Consider the following 19,958-nt stretch of genomic DNA (forward strand, 5'->3'; position numbering starts at 1 on the left):
GAAGTTACCGCACGATACAGGGACCCGATTAAAGAATGAAACTTGCAGCCAAAGCCACAGCCTCCGTCCTGGCTCTTTCCTGTTGCCTTTCCACCGCCGGCGCCACCTCCGCCGGCGCCATGACCCTTATGGATTTTATCCGTGGCGGCCAGGGGCGTCAGCAGAGCACTCAGCTTTCGGCCCCGGTTTCCGCCAATCCGGCGCAGACGCTGGATCCCGGGCAGTCGTTGGGAGAGCCGCCGCGTGCCAAGACACCGATGCCGACGGTCGATGCGCCGAAATACTATACTTATAAAGCGGACGCGATGCGTCTGGTTTCTACTGCGCATTTTGCCGATCCGGTGGTAACCGGCGCCGTTGCCGATGCTTCACCGGCGCCGATTGCGGTCGATACCGAGGCTTCGCAGCGTCGCTACCTGGCGGACGCGCGCGTCATGGCGACCAATGATATCGCCAAGGTGATCGAGACCTATTACGCCGATCAAACCAAGCCGCTTCTCTGGGTTGCCGATCACGCTGTCAGCGACAAGGCGAAAGCGGCCATGGGCGTTCTCGCCGACGCCGCTTCCGTCGGCCTCGATCCCGCCGATTATGCGGTGACGCCGCCAAGCGCCGATACCGCAAGTGCCGACCCGGTCATGCGCGACCGCGCCCTCATGCAATTCGAGCTGGCGCTGTCGAGCAAGGTGCTGATGTTCGTTCAGGATACGGTTCGCGGCCGGCTAGACCCGAACAAGATCTCCGGCTATCACGATTTCAAGCGCAAGGACGTCAATCTGACGGCAACTCTGGATGTACTGCGCGCCAGCACCGATGCTGCTGCCTATCTCAACAGCCGCGACCCGTCCAACCAGCAGTTCATGCAACTGAAGGCGGAGCTCGCGAAGCTGCGCGCCGAATCCGGATCGGATGGCAGCCATATTTCCATTTCCCTGACGGGCACCTTGAAGCCGGGCGGCAGCTCGCCGGAAATGGCCAATATCGTCAAGGCGATCCAGCATCGCGGCTCCGATGCGCTGAAGGCCGCCCATGCGGATCTTTTCGATGCCTATCTGGGCACACCGGATTATACGCCCGAGCTCGTGTCGCTCGTCGAGGACTTTCAGCGGGAAAAAGGGCTGACGGCTGATGGCGTCATCGGCCCGTCCTCCGTTCGCGCCATGGTCGGCGAGAACAATGACGCGAAGATCCAGAAGCTGATCATTGCGATGGAGCAGCTTCGCTGGCTGCCGGACGAACTTGGACCGCGCTACGTCTTCATCAACCAGCCCGCTTTCATGGTTTATTACCATAATAACAACCAGGAGCAGCTGTCGATGCGCGTCGTCGTCGGCAGCAAGCAGCACCAGACCTTCTTCTTCGAAAATCAGGTGCAGACGGTCGAATTCAATCCGTTCTGGGGCGTTCCGCAGTCGATCATCATCAATGAGATGCTGCCGAAGCTGCGTGCCGATCCGAACTATCTCGATCGCATGGGCTATCAGGTCGAGGTTGGCGGCCGTGCGGTCGCTTCGTCCAGCGTCGATTGGTACGGCTCGACAAAGAGCATCTCGGTCCGTCAGCCGCCGAGCAGCGACAATGCTCTGGGTGAGCTGAAGATCCTGTTCCCGAATTCACATGCGATCTACATGCACGACACGCCGCAGAAGAGCTTCTTCAAGAAGGACATGCGCGCGCTTAGCCACGGCTGCGTCCGTCTCGCCGACCCGCGAGCAATGGCAGCCGCTGTGTTGAACACGACGGTCGATGACGTCGCCAAGCAGATTGCCACCGGTCAGAACAAAGCCGTTCCCGTACCGCAGAAATTCCCGATCTACATCGCGTATTTCACTGCCTGGCCGAACAAGGACGGCGTCGTTCAGTATTTCAACGATGTCTACGATCGTGACGCGGCTACTCAGAGGGCGCTCGATGCGACCTCGAAGGCGCGTACTGCCCAGATTTGAATTCTGCACGAAAAAGCAAGGAAGGCGGCTATCAGGCCGCCTTTTTTCGTTTGAGGGATCGGGCGCCTCAGGCGGCAAGCAACCCTTCGACCAGCGCCGGCGTCAGCTCGTCATAGTGGTAGATGATGCGGTTCGGGCCGAGCGTTTCGATGCCGACATCGGAGTAGCCGAACGGCACGGCGATCGAGGGGACGCCCGCATTGCGGGCGACAAGGATATCGTTGATGCTGTCGCCGATCATGATCGTGCGGGTGAGATCGCCGCCGGCGCGTTCGACCGTGCCGATCAGGTGCTCGGCATTCGGCTTGCGCACGGTGAAGGTGTCCCCGCCGGTAATGGCCTCGAAGTAATGAGTGAGCTTCAGCCGATCGAGCAGGGTGCGCGCCAGCGATTCCATCTTGTTGGTGCAGACGGCGAGCTTATAGCCCTGGCTCCTCAGCGCATCGAGGGCTGCAAGCAGCCCCGGGTAAGGCTGCGTGACCCCCGGCATCGTTTCGGAATAATGAGTGATGAAACGCTGCAGAAGGGCGGGCAGCTCTTCCGACGTGAGCATATAGCCATGCAGCTTGCAGGCCCGCTCGATCATAACCTGCGCGCCGTTGCCGACGAGATGCGTTACGTCGTCGTAGCTGACCGGCGGAAGCTTGAGCGCATCAATCGTATGATTCAGGCTGACGATGAGATCCGCGTGCGTGTCGAGCAGCGTGCCATCGAGATCGAATACGACCAGAGGAGATTTCACGAGGAATCGGCCCTTGCATGGAAAAGAGTGCGTCTTTTGGAGTTAAAAGATCACGCGGGCAATTGCAACCAAAGGAGCTGGGAAGCCTTGGCAAAGGGGTGCCGGGATTTCTATACCATGCCGTTATTTTGGCTTTCGTTTGACTGGAGAGCCGTGTAAACAGCAGACCAACGTAACAATGGGAGCAGGTGGCGCATGGACGCCCGCCAGATGAAAATCGAGGCTGCGAGGGCCGCGCTGGCTCATGTCGAGAGCGGCATGCGGCTTGGGATCGGTACGGGCAGCACGGCGGAGGAGTTCGTTCGTCTGCTCGCCGAAAAGGTTGCGGCCGGCCTCACGATCCAGGGCGTCCCCACGTCTGAGAGAACGGCCAAGCTCTGCAATGAGCTCGGCGTCCCATTGAAGTCGCTGGACGAGCTTCCGGAACTCGATCTTACCATCGACGGTGCCGACGAGCTGGATGGTGCATTGACGCTGATCAAGGGCGGCGGTGGTGCGTTGCTGCGCGAGAAGATCGTTGCGGCGTCGTCAGCCCGCATGATCGTCATTGCGGATCAGAGCAAAGTCGTCAAGACGCTCGGCGCATATTCACTGCCCATCGAGGTCAATCCGTTCGGCCTTGTTTCCACTCGCATCCTCATCGAGAAGGCCGCATCGCGTCTCGGGCTTTCGGGCGCGCTCGACTTGCGCCGCTCGGGTGACGCCACCTTCGTCACCGATGGGGGGCATTTCATCGTCGATGCATCTTTCGGCCGCATTCCTGATGCAGAGGCGCTGTCGAGCGAGCTCTATTCGATTCCCGGCGTTGTCGAACACGGGCTCTTTATCCATATGGCGACATTTGCGATCATTGCCGGCCCTGCCGGCGCGCGCACGTTGCAGGCAAACAATACATAGGAGCACTCATCTCATGATCAAATTTGCGGGTCTTGGCCGTCTTGCCGCTGCAACCATCCTTCTTTCCGGCATTGCCTTCGGTTCCGTCAACGCTCAGGAAGTTTCCGAGGATCAGATCAAGGCTGCCCGCGCCGCGATCAACGCTCTCGGCATCACCAACCAGTTCGACAATATCCTGCCGAACCTTGCCGAGCAGCTGAAGAGCACGATGATCCAGGCAAACCCGAATTTCGGCGATGCGATCAACTCGACCGTCGATGCCACCGCTCTGGCGCTTGCTCCGCGTCGTGCGGATCTGGAGCGCGAAGCTGCCGTCACCTATGCCAAGGCCTTTTCGGCCGACGAATTGAAGGCGATCGCTGATTTCTACGGTTCGGCGGCAGGCAAGAAGCTTCTCAAGGATGGCCCGCTCGCGACCCGCGAACTCTACAAGGCTGCCGATATCTGGAGCCAGGGCATTTCGCGCGATCTCGCAAAGCAGAGCAACGATGCCTTGCAGAAGGTTGTGAAGCAGCCGGTCATTACGCCGGATGCCGGTGCCGCCGCTCAGACCGCGCCGAAGCAGTAAGCAGCGAGTCTTGCCGCGCTTGTTCCAGAAGGCAAATTTTGTCTTTCGGCACGAGCGGTAGACGGTTGCAAATTCGAAGCCCGGATCGATTCCGGGCTTTTCTTTTTAGGTCGCGGCTTCCTATATGAATGCGACCCCCAATGGCGCTTCGTGCGCATCTTGACGTCTACAGGAGCGATCCATGCCTTCGTTTGATTTCGACCTTTTCGTGATTGGCGGCGGCTCCGGCGGCGTGCGCAGCGCGCGCGTGGCTGCGTCGCTCGGCAAGAAGGTCGGCATCGCCGAGGAGTATCGCTATGGCGGCACCTGCGTCATTCGCGGCTGCGTGCCGAAGAAGCTCTTCGTCTATGCCTCGCAGTACAGCGAGCATTTCGAGGACGCGGCCGGTTTTGGCTGGACGGTCGGCGAGAGCAGCTTCGACTGGAAGAAGCTGATCGAGGCCAAGGACAAGGAGATCGCCCGGCTGGAGGGCCTTTATCGCAAGGGTCTCGACAATGCCAAGGCTGAGATCTTCGACGCCCGCGCCGAGCTTGTGGATGCACATACGGTCAAGCTTTTGAAGACCGGGCAGACCGTTACCGCCGAGACGATCGTTATTGCGACCGGGGGCAGGCCGAACCCGCATACGGCGCTACCGGGTCACGAGCTTTGCATCTCTTCGAACGACGCCTTCCATCTGAAGGAGCTGCCGAAATCTATCCTGATCGCCGGCGGCGGTTACATCGCCGTCGAATTCGCCAATATCTTCCACGGCCTCGGCGTCGAGACGACGCTGATCTATCGTGGTGCCGAGATCCTGTCACGTTTCGATCAGGACCTGCGCAAGGGCCTGCATGAGGCAATGGAGGAAAAGGGCATCCGCATCCTCTGTCACGATATTATCGAGAACGTCGAGAAGGCAGATGGCAGGTTGAGCGTTCGGACGAAGAACGATAAATCCTTTACGGTCGATATCGTCATGCTGGCGCTCGGCCGCACGCCGAATACCGAAAATCTCGGGCTTGAAGCTGCTGGCGTCGCAATCAACGAGCAGGGCGCCATCGTCGTCGACGAATATTCGCGTACCTCCGTTCCGAATATCTATGCGCTTGGCGACGTCACCGACCGGGTACAGCTGACGCCCGTGGCGATCCACGAGGCCATGTGTTTCATCGAGACCGTCTACAAGGACAATCCGACCCGGCCGGATCACGAACTCATCCCGACGGCCGTCTTCTCGCAGCCGGAAATCGGCACGGTCGGATTGACCGAGGAAGACGCGGCCAAGCGCTATCCGGAACTCGAGGTCTATCGTGCCCAGTTCAGGCCGATGAAGGCGACGCTTTCCGGCCGCAGCGAAAAGATGATCATGAAGCTAATCGTCAATGCCGCCGACCGCAAGGTGATCGGCGCCCATATTCTCGGCCATGATGCTGGCGAGATGGCGCAGCTTCTCGGTATCACGCTGAAGGCCGGCTGCACCAAGGACGATTTCGACCGCACCATGGCGGTGCATCCGACAGCGTCCGAAGAATTGGTGACGATGTATTCGCCGAGCTATCGTATCCGCAACGGCGAGCGTGTGTAACGCGCCCGTTTTTGCGCAGATATCGGCTGCACCATAAAAGATCGGCACAGTAGTATGCCCGCCTTTGCAAGCGGGCGGCAAAGGTTTATAAGCGCGCGTTATTTACGACGACGGGCCGCCCGGCCAAGATCGGGCGCACAAGCAGGTGAGTGAGATGGCACAGAATTGGACACCCAGCAGTTGGCGGCAAAAACCGATCCAGCAGGTGCCGGATTTTCCGGACAAGGCAGCGCTTGCAGAAACCGAAGCGCAGCTTGCAAGCTATCCGCCGCTGGTTTTCGCCGGTGAAGCTCGTCGTCTGAAGGCTCATCTTGCCAATGTAGCGGAAGGCAACGGCTTCCTGCTGCAAGGCGGCGATTGCGCCGAAAGCTTTGCCGAGCATGGCGCCGATACGATCCGCGACTTCTTCCGCGCCTTCCTGCAGATGGCCGTCGTGCTGACCTTCGGCGCGCAATTGCCGGTCGTCAAGGTCGGCCGCATTGCCGGTCAGTTCGCCAAGCCGCGTTCTTCGAATATCGAAACGCAGAACGGCGTCTCGCTGCCGAGCTATCGTGGTGACATCATCAATGGCATCGAGTTCACCGAAGATGCGCGCATCCCCAATCCGGAGCGTCAGCTGATGGCCTACCGCCAGTCTGCCGCGACGCTGAATCTGCTGCGCGCCTTCGCGATGGGCGGCTATGCCAACCTCGAAAACGTGCAGAAGTGGATGCTCGGCTTCGTCAAGGACAGCCCGCAGGGCGAGCGCTACCGCAAGCTTGCCGACCGTATCGGCGAAACCATGGATTTCATGCGCGCGATCGGCATTACCGCCGAGAGCAATGCGAGCCTGCGCGAGACCGATTTCTTCACCAGCCATGAAGCGCTGCTCCTCGGCTATGAAGAAGCCTTTACCCGCGTCGATTCCACGACCGGCGACTGGTATGCGACCTCAGGCCACATGCTCTGGATCGGCGACCGCACGCGCCAGGCCGACCATGCCCATGTCGAATATTTCCGTGGCATCAAGAACCCGATCGGTCTGAAGTGCGGTCCTTCGCTGCAAGCGGACGATTTGATCAACCTGATCGATATCCTGAATCCGGAGAACGAAGCCGGCCGCCTGACACTGATCTGCCGTTTCGGCCACGACAAGGTTGCCGACAACCTGCCGCGCCTCATCCGTGCCGTCGAGAAGGAAGGCCGTAAGGTCGTCTGGTCGTGCGATCCCATGCATGGCAACACGATCACGCTCAACAACTACAAGACGCGTCCGTTCGAGCGCATCCTGTCGGAAGTCGAAAGCTTCTTCCAGATCCATCGCGCTGAAGGCACGCATCCGGGCGGCATCCACATCGAGATGACCGGGAAGGATGTGACCGAATGCACGGGCGGCGCCCGCGCCGTCGGCGCCGAGGATCTGCAGGATCGCTACCACACCCATTGCGACCCGCGCCTCAATGCCGACCAGGCGCTCGAGCTTGCCTTCCTGCTTGCCGAACGGATGAAGGGCGGCCGCGACGAAAAGCGCATGCGCGCGCACGGCTGAACGGATCCGCATTCATGATCTCTCGAGCGGGCCGGCGAAAAGCCGGCCCGTTCGCTTTTAGGCTGGACGGATCAATGCCGTTGAACAGCGCTTCATTTCTTTGAGATTGACCAGATCATCGTTCTCGGAAAGGCTTCCTGAAAACGGGGAGCGACAATGACGGACGAACATACCGGAGCCTGCCTTTGCGGCAGCGTACGTTTCAGGACGCGCGGCAAACTGCGCGAAGTCGTGGCTTGCCATTGCTCGCAGTGCCGCAAGCAGACCGGCCTCTACTACGCCGCGACCAATATCCCGATCGGCAATCTTTCCATCGAGGGAGAGGAGGCGGTCACATGGTATCGCGCCAGCACATTCGCCCGCCGCGGCTTCTGCAAGACCTGCGGCTCGGCGCTGTTCTGGGCAGCCGATGGCGCGGACGAAATATCGATCATGGCGGGACTGTTCGACCAGCCGAGTGACCTGAAACTCGCCTATCACATCTATTGCGCCGACAAAGGCGACTACTACGAAATCAGCGATGGACTGCCGCAATATCGGCAGGGGCGCCCCGGATTGCTGACGGCAGGCCCCTCCGACTGATCTTCACACGATGTCTTTTTCGACAACCGGTCCATGCAATTTTGCGATCTCCTTGCGGACGAGCGGCAATTCCGTCAATGCCTGCATGCCGATTTAAGAATACACTCTTATGCTACCTGTACGGGTGCGGCGATGTTTGATGCGTGTGGGAGAAGGAAGGCGGTTGCGGAAGAAAGACGCCATCGCTAAATGTATGGCATGACAGAGCAAAGCCAAATTACACAGACGATCCGCATCGCAGTTGCGCAGCTCAATCCGACCGTCGGTGACGTCCCGGGCAACCTTGCCAAGGCGCGCGAGGCGCGGGCGGAAGCGGCGCGTGAGGGCGCACAGATCGTGTTGCTGACGGAGCTGTTCATTTCTGGCTATCCACCGGAAGATCTGGTGCTGAAGCCGGCCTTCCTGCGCGCTTGCTGGAAAGCGGTGGAGAGCCTCGCAGCCGATACGGCCGATGGTGGCCCCGGCGTCGTCGTGGGTTTTCCGCGTCAGGATGATACCGGGCGGTACAATTCTGTGGCCGTATTGGACGGTGGCAAAGTCATCTTCATCAGAGACAAGGTCGATTTGCCGAACTACGGCGAGTTCGACGAGAAGCGCGTCTTCGACGAGGGAACGATCTCTGGCCCCGTCAATTTCCGGGGTATCCGCATCGGTATACCGATTTGCGAGGAAATCTGGAACGATCTCGGCATCTGCGAGACGCTGGCCGAGAGCGGCGCGGAAATCCTGCTCGTTCCAAACGGTTCGCCTTATTACCGCGGCAAGGTCGATGTCCGTCATCAGGTCGTTTTGCGGCAGGTGATCGAGTCCGGCCTGCCGCTGATCTTCGCCGCGCAGGTTGGCGGTCAGGACGAGTTGGTTTTCGATGGCGCCAGCTTCGGTTTCAACGCCGACAAAACGCTGGCGTTCCAGATGAGCCAATTCGAAACCGCGCTGGCTGTGACGACCTGGAAGAAGAATGGCGATGGCTGGCATTGCGCCGAAGGCCCGATGGCGCATATTCCGGAAGGCGAGGAGGCCGACTATCGGGCCTGCCTGCTGGGTTTCCGCGATTATGTGAACAAGAACGGCTTCAAATCGGTCGTACTTGGCCTTTCCGGCGGTATAGACTCGGCGATCTGCGCCGCGATTGCCGTCGATGCGCTTGGTGAGGAGCGCGTTCGCACCGTCATGCTGCCCTATCGCTACACCTCACAGGATTCTTTGAAGGATGCGGCGGATTGCGCCAAGGCGCTCGGCTGCCGCTACGACATCGTGCCGATCGAAGATCCCGTCACCGGCTTCATGACGGCCCTGTCCGACCTTTTCGAAGGAACAGAAAGCGGCATCACCGAGGAAAATCTGCAGAGCCGCGCCCGCGGCACGATCCTGATGGCGATCTCCAACAAGTTCGGTTCCATGGTGGTGACGACGGGCAACAAGTCGGAAATGTCCGTTGGATACGCCACGCTTTACGGCGACATGAACGGCGGCTTCAACCCGATCAAGGATCTTTACAAGATGCAGGTCTATGCACTGTCGCGCTGGCGCAACCTGCATGTGCCGCCGGGTGCGCTTGGCCCATCGGGTGAGGTTATCCCCCACAACATCATCGACAAGGCGCCGTCCGCCGAGCTGCGGCCGAACCAGACGGACCAGGATTCGCTTCCTCCTTATCCGGTGCTTGACGATATCCTCGAATGCCTTGTGGAAAAGGAAATGTCGGTCGAGGAGATTGTGGCGCGCGGCCATGACGTTGCGACCGTGCATCGCGTCGAGCATCTGCTCTATCTCGCAGAATACAAGCGCCGCCAGTCGGCACCGGGCGTGAAGATCACCAAGAAGAATTTCGGCCGCGATCGTCGCTATCCGATCACCAACCGCTTCCGTGATCGCTGATCGCGGCATCGGAGGTTAGAGAGGAAGCCTGGGAGGGAAGAATGCGCAGCTCGGTCGAGATCCATAATATCCGCACGGGCGCCAACCGTGTCGTCTGGCAGACCGATCGGCTGATCGAAGCGCCGAACTACTCGCCCGACGGACGCTATCTGCTGGTGAATGGCGACGGCCTGCTTTATCGGTTGCCGCTGGATGGCCGCGGCGGGATCGTCCAGGTCGATACCGGCTTTGCGGAGCAATGCAATAACGATCATGGGATTTCGCCCGACGGATCGCTGATCGCGATTTCCGACAAGACGCAGCACGGTAAATCCTGCATCTATGTGCTCCCCGCCGAAGGCGGCACGCCGCGGCAGGTCACGACCAATCTGCCGTCATACTGGCATGGCTGGTCGCCCGACGGACAGCGATTCTCTTATTGCGGCATCCGCGACGACGTCTTCGATATCTACACGATCTCGATCGATGGCGGCGAAGAGACACGGCTGACGCATGGCGAAGGCCGCAATGACGGACCTGATTATTCGGCCGATGGGCAATGGATCTATTTCAATTCGAGCCGCACCGGCTTGATGCAGATCTGGCGAATCCATCCGGACGGCACCGGCCTGCAGCAGGTGACGCACGACAATTACGGCAACTGGTTCGCGCATCCCTCGCCGAAGAACGACAAGGTCGTGCTGATCTCCTACGATCCCGACGTCTTCGATCATCCGTGTGATCTGAACGTGCGGATGAGGCTGATGGACATGGATGGCGGCAATCTCACGACTCTGTTCGAGCTCTTTGGTGGGCAGGGAAGCATCAATGTGCCGAACTGGTCATCGGATGGTGATGAATTCGCCTATGTGCGCTACGAACCGGCGTGAGTTCCGGGCAGACCGCAACCGTCGCTATAGATCTGGATACGTTCGCAGGGCGCATCCTGCTGCGGTCTTGCCGCACAGGAAGCAGGCGATGGGCCACCATCTCCCCGCTGCGCCAGGCGGATGCGGCCTGAAAGCAGTAGGACAGGGCAGTCGGTCAGGCCGGGATGAGAAGCGCCTGGCTGCTTATTGCGTCGGCTGCGGTCCGGCCTCTTTCGGGTGCTTGAGGTCGATGCTGTCGTGGTCCGTGGCGAGGAACTGCGGACCCACCTGACGGACCTTATGGGCAGAGGGATCGTAGGGGCGATCCGGCGGAAATTGTTGAGGTGCTGCCTGTGTTACCTTCGGAGCCGTCGCCGGGGGCGCCTGCTTTTGTTCCAGGCTGGAATTCTTCTGGAGCCTTGGTGTTTCGATGACGGTAACCGAGCTTTCAGGCTGCGCCAGGGATTGCTGCTCCGGCGCATAGGAATCCGGTTGCGTGCGGGTATCGACAACGGTGTCCGGCGTTGCCGAAGCCGGCAGGCTGCAGCCGTTCCGCTGCATGGTATCCAGCAGATGCCGGCGCTGCATGGCAACGGCATCGACGCGTCCGACGCTTTCCTCACGCCGATCCATCAGCACCGTGAGATCATGCCGCATCGCATCGAGCGATTGCCGCATGTCGTCGCAGGCGCCCTGATTGTTCTCTCCAAAGGGGCTCATGCTGCCGTCTTCGACGCAGCCCTGGTTGCGCAGGTCGCTCATCGTACGGCGCATCATCAGGTTCTGCTGGACGATGGCGCGCGAGAGCTGACGCGTTTCCTGGCTCGCGCCGATCACGTCGTTGATATCGACGTAGCGGCCGCGCAATTCATCGCAGAGGTCGGCCTGTGCGAAGGTCGGTGTTGCCGTCAGCAGAGACAGCAAGGCAAGGGAAGCGTGTTTTGTGCCGCGATTCACGGTTCTGCTCTCGAAAGCGTTCGATCTTGCCGAAAGTCTATATCCTCGAGCTTAACAACGTATCCATCAAAACGCATGGATTTCGAGAGGATTTTCATGAAATTGCAGTTCGCAGCCGCCGCGAGGCGGCTGCGAATGCTCAAATCAGGCGATCTGCGATGCCTCGACGACGGCCAGAGCCGCCATGTTGACCACACCGCGGGAGGTGACCGAAGGGGAGAGGATGTGGGCAGGGAGCGCCGTGCCGAGCAGGATCGGGCCGACATGCAGGCCGTCGGTCATGGTCTTGACCACGCCGAGCGTGATGTTGGCGGCGTCGAGGTTCGGGAAGACGAGCAGGTTCGCTTCGCCCGACAGCGCGCTGTCGGGCATCACATGGCGACGCAGGCTTTCGGAAATGGCGCTGTCGCCATGCATTTCACCATCGACTTCCAGTTCCGGCGCGGCTTCGCGCACGAGCGCCAGAGCGTTGCGCATCTTGGTTGCGCTTTCGGACTCGCGGGAGCCGAAGTTGGAATGCGAAACCAGGGCCGCTCGCGGCTCGATGCCGAAGCGTTTGATTTCCTCCGCCGCCAGGACCGTCGATTCGGCGATTTCCTCGGCGGTCGGATTGAACGTCACGTAGGTATCGGTGTAGAAGGTCGCGCCGCGCTGCGAGATGAGCAGGCTAAGCGCGGAGAAATCGCGGACATCCGGCCGCTTGCCGATGACCTGCCGAACGACGCGCAGATGGCGCTCGTAGCGGCCTTCGAGCCCGCAGATCAGCGCATCGGCTTCACCGCGCTTGAGCGCGAGCGCGCCGATCACGGTCGCGTTGGTACGAACGATGGTGCGGGCGGCTTCGGGGATCACGCCGGCGCGACCGACCAGCGAGAAATAAAGCTCGACATATTCGCGGAAGCGCGGATCGTCTTCCGGATTGATGACGGCGAAATCCGTGTTCGGACGGATCTTCAGGCCATAGCGCTTCAGACGCGTTTCAATGACGGACGGGCGGCCGATCAGGATCGGGACAGCCGTGCCTTCCTCGAGCAGAACCTGGGCGGCGCGCAGCACGCGTTCGTCCTCGCCCTCCGAGAAGACGACGCGCTTGCGCTCCGCGACCTTTGCCGCCGCGAAGATCGGCTTCATGATGAAGCCCGAACGGAAGACGAAGCGGTTGAGCTCGTCCATATAGGCGTCGAAGTCCTTGATCGGACGCAGAGCGACGCCGCTGTCGGCGGCAGCCTTTGCGACGGCCGGCGCGATGCGCAGGATGAGGCGCGGATCGAAGGGCGAGGGGATCAGGTAGTTTGGCCCGAAGACCGGGGTTTCGCCCGTATAGGCGCGGGCGGCCACGTCTGATGGCTCTTCGCGGGCGAGCGCGGCGATGGCGCGCACGGCCGCCATCTTCATTTCTTCATTGATGGTCTTGGCGCCGCAATCAAGCGCGCCGCGGAAGATATAGGGGAAGCAGAGAACGTTGTTGACCTGGTTCGGAAAATCCGAGCGGCCGGTGCAGATCATCGCATCGGGGCGGGCCGCACGGGCGAGGTCCGGCATGATTTCTGGCGTCGGGTTGGCGAGCGCCATGATCAACGGCTTTGCCGCCATCTGTTCCAAAAGCTCCGGCTTCAGCACGCCGGCCGCGGACAGGCCGAGGAAGACATCGGCCCCCGGAATGGATTCGGCAAGCTCGCGCTTGTCGCTGTCCTGGGCGTAGACGGACTTCCATTCGTCCATCAGAACGTTGCGATCCTTGTAGACCAGGCCCTCGATGTCGTGAACCCAGATGTTCTCGCGTCTGGCGCCGAGGATGACGAGCAGGTTGAGGCAGGCGAGCGCTGCCGCACCGGCGCCCGAGGCGACGATCTTCACGTCCTCGATCTTCTTGCCGGCCAGCTCCAGTCCGTTGAGGATGGCAGCGGCGACGATGATGGCCGTTCCGTGCTGGTCGTCATGGAAGACCGGAATTTCCATCTTCTCGCGCAGGCGGCGCTCGACGTCGAAGCATTCCGGCGCCTTGATATCTTCGAGATTGATGCCGCCAAAGGTCGGCTCCAGCGCTGAGACGGTGTTGACCATCTCATCGACGGTCGGAGCTGCGATTTCGATGTCGAAGACGTCTATGCCGGCGAATTTCTTGAAGAGAACGGCCTTGCCTTCCATGACGGGTTTGGAGGCGAGCGGGCCGATATTGCCGAGACCGAGGACGGCGGAACCGTTGGAGATTACGGCAACGAGATTGGCGCGGGACGTATAATCGGCAGCCGTTTCCGGATTGTCGCGGATGGCGAGGCAGGGTGCCGCGACGCCGGGGGAATAGGCGAGCGCCAGATCGCGCTGGTTGCCGAGCGGCTTTGTCGCCTGAATTTCCAGCTTGCCGGGGCGGGGATAGCGATGGAAATAGAGCGCCTGATCATCGAGATTTCCGCTTGCCATGTTCTTGGCTGTTTTCGAAGTGTCGTTCGTATCCAACTCGCGTCTCCATTCCTGCCTGCGCTAGAGTCCCCTCCATACATCAATCGCTTCGCGTTCACAGTATGCAATTGATGCCGCAGCGCGTTTTTGTCGTGGCAAAACGCGGCTGAACCTGGCCGCCGGGCTGCCAAACACAGGGTTTGTCATCTTCCTGAAACACGAGTCTGGTTTTGGAATAGCCAAGGTAGGATAGGGCACGGACATAAAGTTCGTGAATGAAAACATGGACCCCCGGCAGTTCCGAACGCTATTCATTTCTGACGTGCACCTCGGCTCGAAGGCCGCCAAGGCGGACTACCTGCTCGATTTTCTGCGCTACCACGAGGCCGAGACGATCTTCCTGGTCGGCGATATCGTCGACGGCTGGCGATTGAAGAGAAACTGGTACTGGCCCCAGGATTGCAACGATGTCGTACAAAAGCTCCTGCGCAAGGCGCGCAAGGGTACGCGCATTGTCTATATCCCCGGCAATCACGACGAGTTCCTGCGCGATTTCCCCGGCATGCATTTCGGCGGTATCGAGGTGGCGCAGCGCGCCATGCACGAAACGGCCGACGGGAAGAAATATCTCGTGCTCCATGGCGACGAATTCGACGTCGTGGTCCGCAATGCCCGCCTGCTCGCCTATCTTGGCGATTGGGCATACGACATGGCCATCCTGATCAACATCGGCCTTGCAGCGGTGCGCCGCCGCCTGAACATGCCCTACTGGTCCTTCTCGGCCTGGGCGAAGCTGCAGGTGAAGCATGCCGTCAATTTCATCGGCGAGTTCCAGCGTGTCGTCGCCGAGGAGGCCAAGCGCAACGATGCCGATGGCGTGATTTGCGGCCATATCCATCATGCCGTTATCGACGATCTCGATGGGGTCCGCTATATCAACACCGGCGATTGGGTGGAAAGCTGCACGGCGATTGCCGAGCACTACGACGGCACGTTCGAGCTGATCACCTGGCAGAACATTCTCGAGACGCAGCCGGTCGGTTCTCCCGTCGGGGAATTGCCGCAGGCGTTAGGCGCACAGGCGGCGTAATCCTCGCGCCTCCTCACAGGCTCAATAATAGCCTGTCATAATTATTGATCGCAGCGAAAGGGCCGTAGCTTCGGATTTTTCCGAAACGTTATGGTTTTGGCCATTTCTCGCCATAGTCGTATTCCCGATAGCGTGATAGGGACAAACGAGTTCCCTTCAGGTCTGTCATGATTCCCGCGATCAAGTCCTTCCAGGGCGAGGGTGCGCCTCCTTATTTCCGTCTGCGTGCCGCCTTGTCCTATTGCGCTCCGTTGTTCGTCAACGGCATTGCCCTGCCGTTCTTTCCTGTCTGGCTGGCGGGGTTGAATTTCAACGATCACGAGATCGGCCTCGTGATCGCCATTCCCATGGTCGTGCGCGTCCTCGTGACGCCGGTTATCGCCGTGCTGGCGGATCATATGACGGAGCGCGCCGATGTGCTGCTGTGGTCGGGCGCCTTGTCGCTCCTGACCGCGATCTCGCTCTACTGGACCAGCGACTTCTGGCCGGTGCTCGCCGTCTACGGTATTCAGGGCGCGACCTATGCACCCTATGTCCCGGTGGTGGAATCGATCGCCATGTCGGGCGTGCGCCGCTGGGGTTTCGACTACGGCTCCATGCGGGTGTGGGGATCGATCACTTTCATACTCTCCACACTCTTAGGCGGCCAATTGATCGGCATGCGCGGCGGTGCCGCCGTACTGCCTGTCATGGTTGCGGGTTTCATTCTCACGACGCTGATGGGTCTGTTCGCACCGCGCATAGGACCGACGCGCCGACGCAACCAGCCGATCAGCCTGCAATCACCGACCGGAAATTTGCGCTCCCCGCAGTTGCTCATCACCATGATCGGGGTGTCGATACAGCAATCGAGCCATGCGATGCTCTACACATTCGCGTCGATCTATTGGCGCAAGCTGGGCTTTTCCGGCACGGAGATTGCCATCCTGTGGAGCATCGGCGTTACCGCCGAAGTCATGGTCTTCTTTCTGTCGAAGAAGCTCAGCCGACGGTTCAGCGCGTGGACGCTGATCTTTTTCGGTTCGAGCATGTGCATCCTGCGCTGGGTTCTTTTTCCGATCAACTTCGGTTTCATCGGCTATTTCGTGCTGCAGTGTTTCCACTCCTGCACCTATGCCTGTGTCCATACCGGCGTTCAGCGCCGTATCGTCGCCTCGGTGCATGAAGCACAGGAATCATCGGCCCAGGGCGCCTATTATTTCTATAACGGCATGTTTCTCGGCTTGATGACACTGGTATCCGGCTATCTCTATGCCTGGCTGGACCTGTCGAGCTATTACGTCATGGCGGGAATTGCGGCTTTCGGCCTCGGCCTGGTCATTTTTGCCTATGGGCTGCAAGCCAGAAATCCGGCCGTCGGCGGAGGGGCTCATGGCGCGTCCTGACGCGGTGCAACAAATTCATTTGGATATCAAAAAGCCGTGACATATCTTTGCCGCGGCGTGAGATGGAAATTTCCCGTGCTGCCGGTGTATTAAGCACTAGCTTTCCCGACTCCGTGAGTCGGTGTTTGCAGCAGTGCCAGATCTGAAAGACGCATGAGTTTGAAAGCAGCCGTAGAAAAGCCCGATGCACCGAAGATCGATGATGCGCCTGAAGGCGCAGGGCATCGCTATCGGCTTGAGGGCAGTTGGCGCAGCGCCAATGTGCACGGCGTATTGCGTCGGATCGACCAGCTTTCGAAGCGCAGTTCCGGCGGCAAGGTGGTGATCGATCTTTCCGATCTCTCCGATGTGGATACCGCAGGCGCATTGTTGATCCGACGGCTCAAGGAAAGCCAGGAGGTGCATGGCGCCACCGTCGTGATCGAAGGCTCCAACCCGCATGTCGACGAATTGCTAACCGCTTTCGACGCGCATCCCGACGGAGAGGCCGCGGCGCCAAGGCAGAAAATATCCCTGGCGGAGCGGCTGCTGGCGCCGATCGGCGAAAGCGTCTACGATATCTGGGGCAATCTGGTTGCCGCCATGTATATTCTGGGCTCCGCCGTGCGTGGCGCACAGCTCAAGTTCGGGCGCGGCAGCGGCGTTTCGCCGGCGTCGATCGTCAACCAGATCGACCATATGGCGGTGCGCGCCGTTCCGATCATCCTGCTCATGTCGTCGCTGATCGGCGCGATCATCGCCCAGCAGGGCGCTTTCCAGCTGCGCTATTTCGGTGCCGAGGTCTTCGTCGTCGATCTCGTCGGTATCCTGCAACTGCGCGAAATCGGCGTACTTCTGACCGCGATCATGATCGCCGGCCGTTCCGGCAGCGCGATCACCGCCGAAATCGGCTCGATGAAGATGCGCGAGGAGGTGGACGCGCTGAAGGTCATGGGCCTGAACCCTATCGGCGTGCTGATTTTCCCGCGGCTGGTGGCGCTGACGGTTGCCTTGCCTTTGCTGACCGTAATCGCCAACTTTGCGTCGCTTTTTGGCGCTGCGATGGTTGCCTGGGGTTATTCCGGCATCACCATCGCAACCTTCATCTCCCGGCTGCACGAGGCGATCAGTCTTTCGACGGTCATTTCCGGCATGATCAAGGCCCCGTTCATGGCGCTGGTCATTGGCATCGTTGCGGCGGTCGAGGGATTGAAGGTTGGAGGCAGCGCGGAGTCGCTCGGTCATCATGTGACCTCATCGGTCGTGAAATCCATCTTTGTCGTTATTCTGATGGACGGGCTGTTTGCCATGTTCTATGCAGCAATCGACTTCTGAGGGGCGGTAACGATGAGCGCTTTTCACTCAGAAATCCCGTTGGAAAAAGATGAGCAGGGCAGGGACATCGTGCTGTCGGCACGGGATGTCACCGTCGCTTTCGGATCGAAGGTCGTCCTCGATAAATTGAACCTCAATATCTATCGCGGAGAGATTCTAGGTTTTGTCGGCGCGTCGGGCGCGGGCAAGTCCGTGCTGCTGCGCACCGTATTGCGGCTGCTGCCGCGCCGTTCCGGCAAGATCGAGATTCTCGGCGAAGACTACGACAAGCTCGACGAGGAGGACCGCAACCGGCTCGACATGCGCCTTGGCGTTCTCTTCCAGCAGGGGGCGCTGTTTTCCTCGCTCACGGTGAAGGAGAACATCCAGGTGCCGATGCGGGAATATCTGGACCTGCCCAAGCAGATGATGGATGAGCTGGCGTTGATGAAGATCCGTATGGTGGGTCTCGCCGCCGATGCGGCCGACAAATATCCCTCCGAGCTTTCCGGCGGCATGATCAAGCGTGCGGCGCTAGCCAGAGCCCTGGCGCTCGATCCGGATCTCGTTTTTCTCGACGAGCCGACATCGGGCCTCGATCCGATCGGCGCCTCGGAATTTGACGAGCTCATCGCCAAGCTGCGCGACACGCTCGGACTGACCGTTTATATGGTGACTCACGACCTCGACAGCTTGTTTTCCGTCTGCGACCGTATTGCTGTTCTCGGACAGAAGCGGGTATTGGTGGAAGGCACGGTTGAGGACATGCTCGCCTGCGATGACCCCTGGGTGCAATCCTACTTCAGGGGCAAGCGCGCACGCTCGATCGTGCCGCGGGAAGACATCAGGGGGCACAACGACGACAAAGGCGCAAGCGCCCATAGCCGCGAGAAGTGACTTGAGACAATGGAAACCAAAGCCAATTACACGATCGTCGGATTCTTCACGCTGCTTGTCATCGCGGCGGCCTTCGGTTTCGTCTACTGGATGTCGGAATACGGCCGTGGCGGTCCGATGGTCGAACTTGTCGTGCGTATTCCCGGTTCGGCAAACGGCTTGAGCGTCGGCTCGCCCGTTCGCTTCAACGGCATTCAGGTCGGCTCGGTGCAGGGCCTGTCGATCGATGCCGACGATCCCAATTACTCTCTTGCCTTTACGCAGGTACGCGCCGATGCCCCGGTCTATACCTCGACCAAAGCCATTCTTGAGATCCAGGGCCTGACGGGTGCTGCTTATATCGAGCTTTCCGGTGGCCGCAATAGCGACGAGAATATTCTGAAGCGTTCCATCGATACGGGAAAGCGCGCCGTATTGCTCGCCGATCAATCGAGTGTGACCAACCTGCTGACGACGGCGGACAAGATCCTGAACCGCGCCAACGACACGATCGGCGACATTCAGGGCTTTGTCTCGGATTCGCGTGGACCTCTGACGGATACCGTGCGCAACGCGCAGAAATTCTCAAAGGCGATCGCCGACAATTCCGACAATATCGACAGGTTCCTGGCAAGTGTCGGGCAGCTCTCCGATACTTTCAAGAACGTCTCGACCCGTGTCGATTCGACCCTGGACGCGGTCGAGAAACTGGTGCGTGCCGTCGATGCGCGGAAGGTCAACGACGTTATCGCCAATGCGGACAAGATCACCGCGAACGTCGCGGACGCGACGACGGATCTGAAGGCGACGGTCGCAAGCTTCAAGCAGACGGCCGATACCTACAACACCTTCGGCCAGAAGGCGCAGCAGACGCTGGATCGCGTCGATCAGATCATTGCATCGATCGATCCGGCGAAGGTCCGGGGATCAGTTGATGACATTGCCGACGTGACGAAGCAGGCACGCACGGCGGTCGCATCGATCCGTGACGTCGCCAATTCCGTTGCCGCGCATCAGCAGGATATAGATCAGACGATTGCCAATGCCCGCGAGATTTCCACGAAGCTCAACTCGGCATCCGGCAAGGTCGACGGTGTCCTTACCAAGGTCGATTCCCTGCTCGGTAACGACAGCACGCAGTCGCTGTTCGCCGAAGCTAGGGATACGCTCGAATCCTTCAAGAAGATGGCTGACAATCTCAATTCACGCATCGGCCCGATCGCCGACAACCTGCAGAAATTCTCGAGCGGCGGCCTGCGCGATGCGCAGACCTTGATCAACGATATGCGGGGCACGGTTGACAATCTGAATACTACAATCACTAATTTCGACCGCAATCCACAGAGATTGATCTTCGGTGGCGACACGGTCAAAACCTATGATGGCCGCGCGCGGCGTTGA

Annotated in this window: 16 protein-coding genes; 13 read left to right on the top strand and 3 right to left on the bottom strand. The window is 59.9% G+C overall.

Annotated features, from left to right (window positions below; genetic code table 11):
* Positions 1-35 precede the first annotated feature (35 nt).
* The gene (locus Q4Q11_RS09260) at positions 36-1,946 is read left to right on the top strand and encodes a L,D-transpeptidase family protein (RefSeq protein WP_498569305.1); all 1,911 of its coding nucleotides are present in this window, start codon (positions 36-38) and stop codon (positions 1,944-1,946) included.
* A 67-nt stretch (positions 1,947-2,013) separates the two neighbouring features.
* Here Q4Q11_RS09260 and Q4Q11_RS09265 read toward each other — a convergent pair whose 3' ends face one another.
* Positions 2,014-2,688 carry an HAD family hydrolase gene (locus tag Q4Q11_RS09265; protein ID WP_112509310.1) on the bottom strand — a complete coding sequence of 225 codons (675 nt, stop codon included), beginning with the start codon at positions 2,686-2,688 and terminating at the stop codon, positions 2,014-2,016.
* 195 nt (positions 2,689-2,883) lie between these two features.
* Between Q4Q11_RS09265 and rpiA the strand changes: the two genes are divergently transcribed.
* The 7 genes from rpiA (at position 2,884) to Q4Q11_RS09300 (ending at position 10,577) form a co-directional block, all read left to right on the top strand.
* Entirely contained in the window at positions 2,884-3,585 is a 702-nt protein-coding gene (gene rpiA / locus Q4Q11_RS09270) for a ribose-5-phosphate isomerase RpiA (protein WP_498569306.1), read from the top strand.
* A 13-nt stretch (positions 3,586-3,598) separates the two neighbouring features.
* On the top strand, positions 3,599-4,153 hold the full coding sequence (locus tag Q4Q11_RS09275) for a DUF2059 domain-containing protein (RefSeq protein WP_112509315.1): 555 nt from the start codon (positions 3,599-3,601) through the stop codon (positions 4,151-4,153).
* Positions 4,154-4,334: 181 nt separating this feature from the next.
* The gene (gor, locus tag Q4Q11_RS09280) at positions 4,335-5,720 is read left to right on the top strand and encodes a glutathione-disulfide reductase (RefSeq protein ID WP_498569307.1); all 1,386 of its coding nucleotides are present in this window, start codon (positions 4,335-4,337) and stop codon (positions 5,718-5,720) included.
* A 154-nt stretch (positions 5,721-5,874) separates the two neighbouring features.
* Positions 5,875-7,248, top strand: coding sequence for a class II 3-deoxy-7-phosphoheptulonate synthase (locus tag Q4Q11_RS09285; RefSeq protein WP_112509320.1), 1,374 nt, complete (start codon positions 5,875-5,877; stop codon positions 7,246-7,248).
* A gap of 156 nt (positions 7,249-7,404) precedes the next feature.
* On the top strand, positions 7,405-7,830 hold the full coding sequence (locus Q4Q11_RS09290; RefSeq protein WP_498569308.1) for a GFA family protein: 426 nt from the start codon (positions 7,405-7,407) through the stop codon (positions 7,828-7,830).
* A 198-nt stretch (positions 7,831-8,028) separates the two neighbouring features.
* The gene (locus tag Q4Q11_RS09295; protein ID WP_113214848.1) at positions 8,029-9,708 is read left to right on the top strand and encodes an NAD+ synthase; all 1,680 of its coding nucleotides are present in this window, start codon (positions 8,029-8,031) and stop codon (positions 9,706-9,708) included.
* A gap of 41 nt (positions 9,709-9,749) precedes the next feature.
* The gene (locus Q4Q11_RS09300; RefSeq protein WP_498569309.1) at positions 9,750-10,577 is read left to right on the top strand and encodes a TolB family protein; all 828 of its coding nucleotides are present in this window, start codon (positions 9,750-9,752) and stop codon (positions 10,575-10,577) included.
* 183 nt (positions 10,578-10,760) lie between these two features.
* On the opposite strand, the gene Q4Q11_RS09305 is transcribed toward Q4Q11_RS09300, so the two are convergent.
* Both Q4Q11_RS09305 and Q4Q11_RS09310 read right to left on the bottom strand, forming a co-directional pair.
* Positions 10,761-11,513, bottom strand: a complete 753-nt coding sequence (locus Q4Q11_RS09305; protein ID WP_113336617.1) for a hypothetical protein — start codon at positions 11,511-11,513, stop codon at positions 10,761-10,763.
* Between the two features lie 144 nt (positions 11,514-11,657).
* Positions 11,658-13,934, bottom strand: a complete 2,277-nt coding sequence (locus Q4Q11_RS09310; RefSeq protein ID WP_112679285.1) for an NADP-dependent malic enzyme — start codon at positions 13,932-13,934, stop codon at positions 11,658-11,660.
* A gap of 262 nt (positions 13,935-14,196) precedes the next feature.
* Here Q4Q11_RS09310 and Q4Q11_RS09315 point away from each other — a divergent pair, with 262 nt between their 5' ends.
* The 5 genes from Q4Q11_RS09315 (at position 14,197) to Q4Q11_RS09335 (ending at position 19,958) form a co-directional block, all read left to right on the top strand.
* Positions 14,197-15,003: a UDP-2,3-diacylglucosamine diphosphatase gene (locus tag Q4Q11_RS09315; protein WP_112679281.1), complete on the top strand. Its 807-nt coding sequence runs from the start codon at positions 14,197-14,199 to the stop codon at positions 15,001-15,003.
* Positions 15,004-15,170: 167 nt separating this feature from the next.
* Positions 15,171-16,388, top strand: a complete 1,218-nt coding sequence (locus Q4Q11_RS09320; RefSeq protein WP_498569310.1) for an MFS transporter — start codon at positions 15,171-15,173, stop codon at positions 16,386-16,388.
* Positions 16,389-16,541: 153 nt separating this feature from the next.
* A complete protein-coding gene (locus Q4Q11_RS09325) occupies positions 16,542-17,702 on the top strand; it encodes an ABC transporter permease (protein WP_113223703.1) in 1,161 nt (386 codons plus the stop codon).
* 12 nt (positions 17,703-17,714) lie between these two features.
* Positions 17,715-18,578: an ATP-binding cassette domain-containing protein gene (locus tag Q4Q11_RS09330; protein WP_112679283.1), complete on the top strand. Its 864-nt coding sequence runs from the start codon at positions 17,715-17,717 to the stop codon at positions 18,576-18,578.
* 9 nt (positions 18,579-18,587) lie between these two features.
* Positions 18,588-19,958, top strand: coding sequence for an MlaD family protein (locus tag Q4Q11_RS09335; RefSeq protein WP_113214838.1), 1,371 nt, complete (start codon positions 18,588-18,590; stop codon positions 19,956-19,958).

Source organism: Rhizobium sp. UFLA01-1127 (assembly GCF_059803845.1).

Excerpts from the sequence above, each read along its gene's own strand:
- Q4Q11_RS09290 (WP_498569308.1), top strand. The coding sequence starts at position 7,405 with ATGACGGACGAACATACCGGAGCCTGCCTTTGCGGCAGCGTACGTTTC.
- Q4Q11_RS09300 (WP_498569309.1), top strand. The coding sequence starts at position 9,750 with ATGCGCAGCTCGGTCGAGATCCATAATATCCGCACGGGCGCCAACCGT.
- Q4Q11_RS09310 (WP_112679285.1), bottom strand. The coding sequence starts at position 13,934 with ATGGCAAGCGGAAATCTCGATGATCAGGCGCTCTATTTCCATCGCTAT.
- Q4Q11_RS09330 (WP_112679283.1), top strand. The coding sequence starts at position 17,715 with ATGAGCGCTTTTCACTCAGAAATCCCGTTGGAAAAAGATGAGCAGGGC.
- gor (WP_498569307.1), top strand. The coding sequence starts at position 4,335 with ATGCCTTCGTTTGATTTCGACCTTTTCGTGATTGGCGGCGGCTCCGGC.
- Q4Q11_RS09260 (WP_498569305.1), top strand. The coding sequence starts at position 36 with ATGAAACTTGCAGCCAAAGCCACAGCCTCCGTCCTGGCTCTTTCCTGT.
- Q4Q11_RS09275 (WP_112509315.1), top strand. The coding sequence starts at position 3,599 with ATGATCAAATTTGCGGGTCTTGGCCGTCTTGCCGCTGCAACCATCCTT.
- Q4Q11_RS09315 (WP_112679281.1), top strand. The coding sequence starts at position 14,197 with ATGGACCCCCGGCAGTTCCGAACGCTATTCATTTCTGACGTGCACCTC.
- Q4Q11_RS09295 (WP_113214848.1), top strand. The coding sequence starts at position 8,029 with ATGACAGAGCAAAGCCAAATTACACAGACGATCCGCATCGCAGTTGCG.
- Q4Q11_RS09335 (WP_113214838.1), top strand. The coding sequence starts at position 18,588 with ATGGAAACCAAAGCCAATTACACGATCGTCGGATTCTTCACGCTGCTT.
- Q4Q11_RS09320 (WP_498569310.1), top strand. The coding sequence starts at position 15,171 with ATGATTCCCGCGATCAAGTCCTTCCAGGGCGAGGGTGCGCCTCCTTAT.
- Q4Q11_RS09285 (WP_112509320.1), top strand. The coding sequence starts at position 5,875 with ATGGCACAGAATTGGACACCCAGCAGTTGGCGGCAAAAACCGATCCAG.
- Q4Q11_RS09325 (WP_113223703.1), top strand. The coding sequence starts at position 16,542 with ATGAGTTTGAAAGCAGCCGTAGAAAAGCCCGATGCACCGAAGATCGAT.
- rpiA (WP_498569306.1), top strand. The coding sequence starts at position 2,884 with ATGGACGCCCGCCAGATGAAAATCGAGGCTGCGAGGGCCGCGCTGGCT.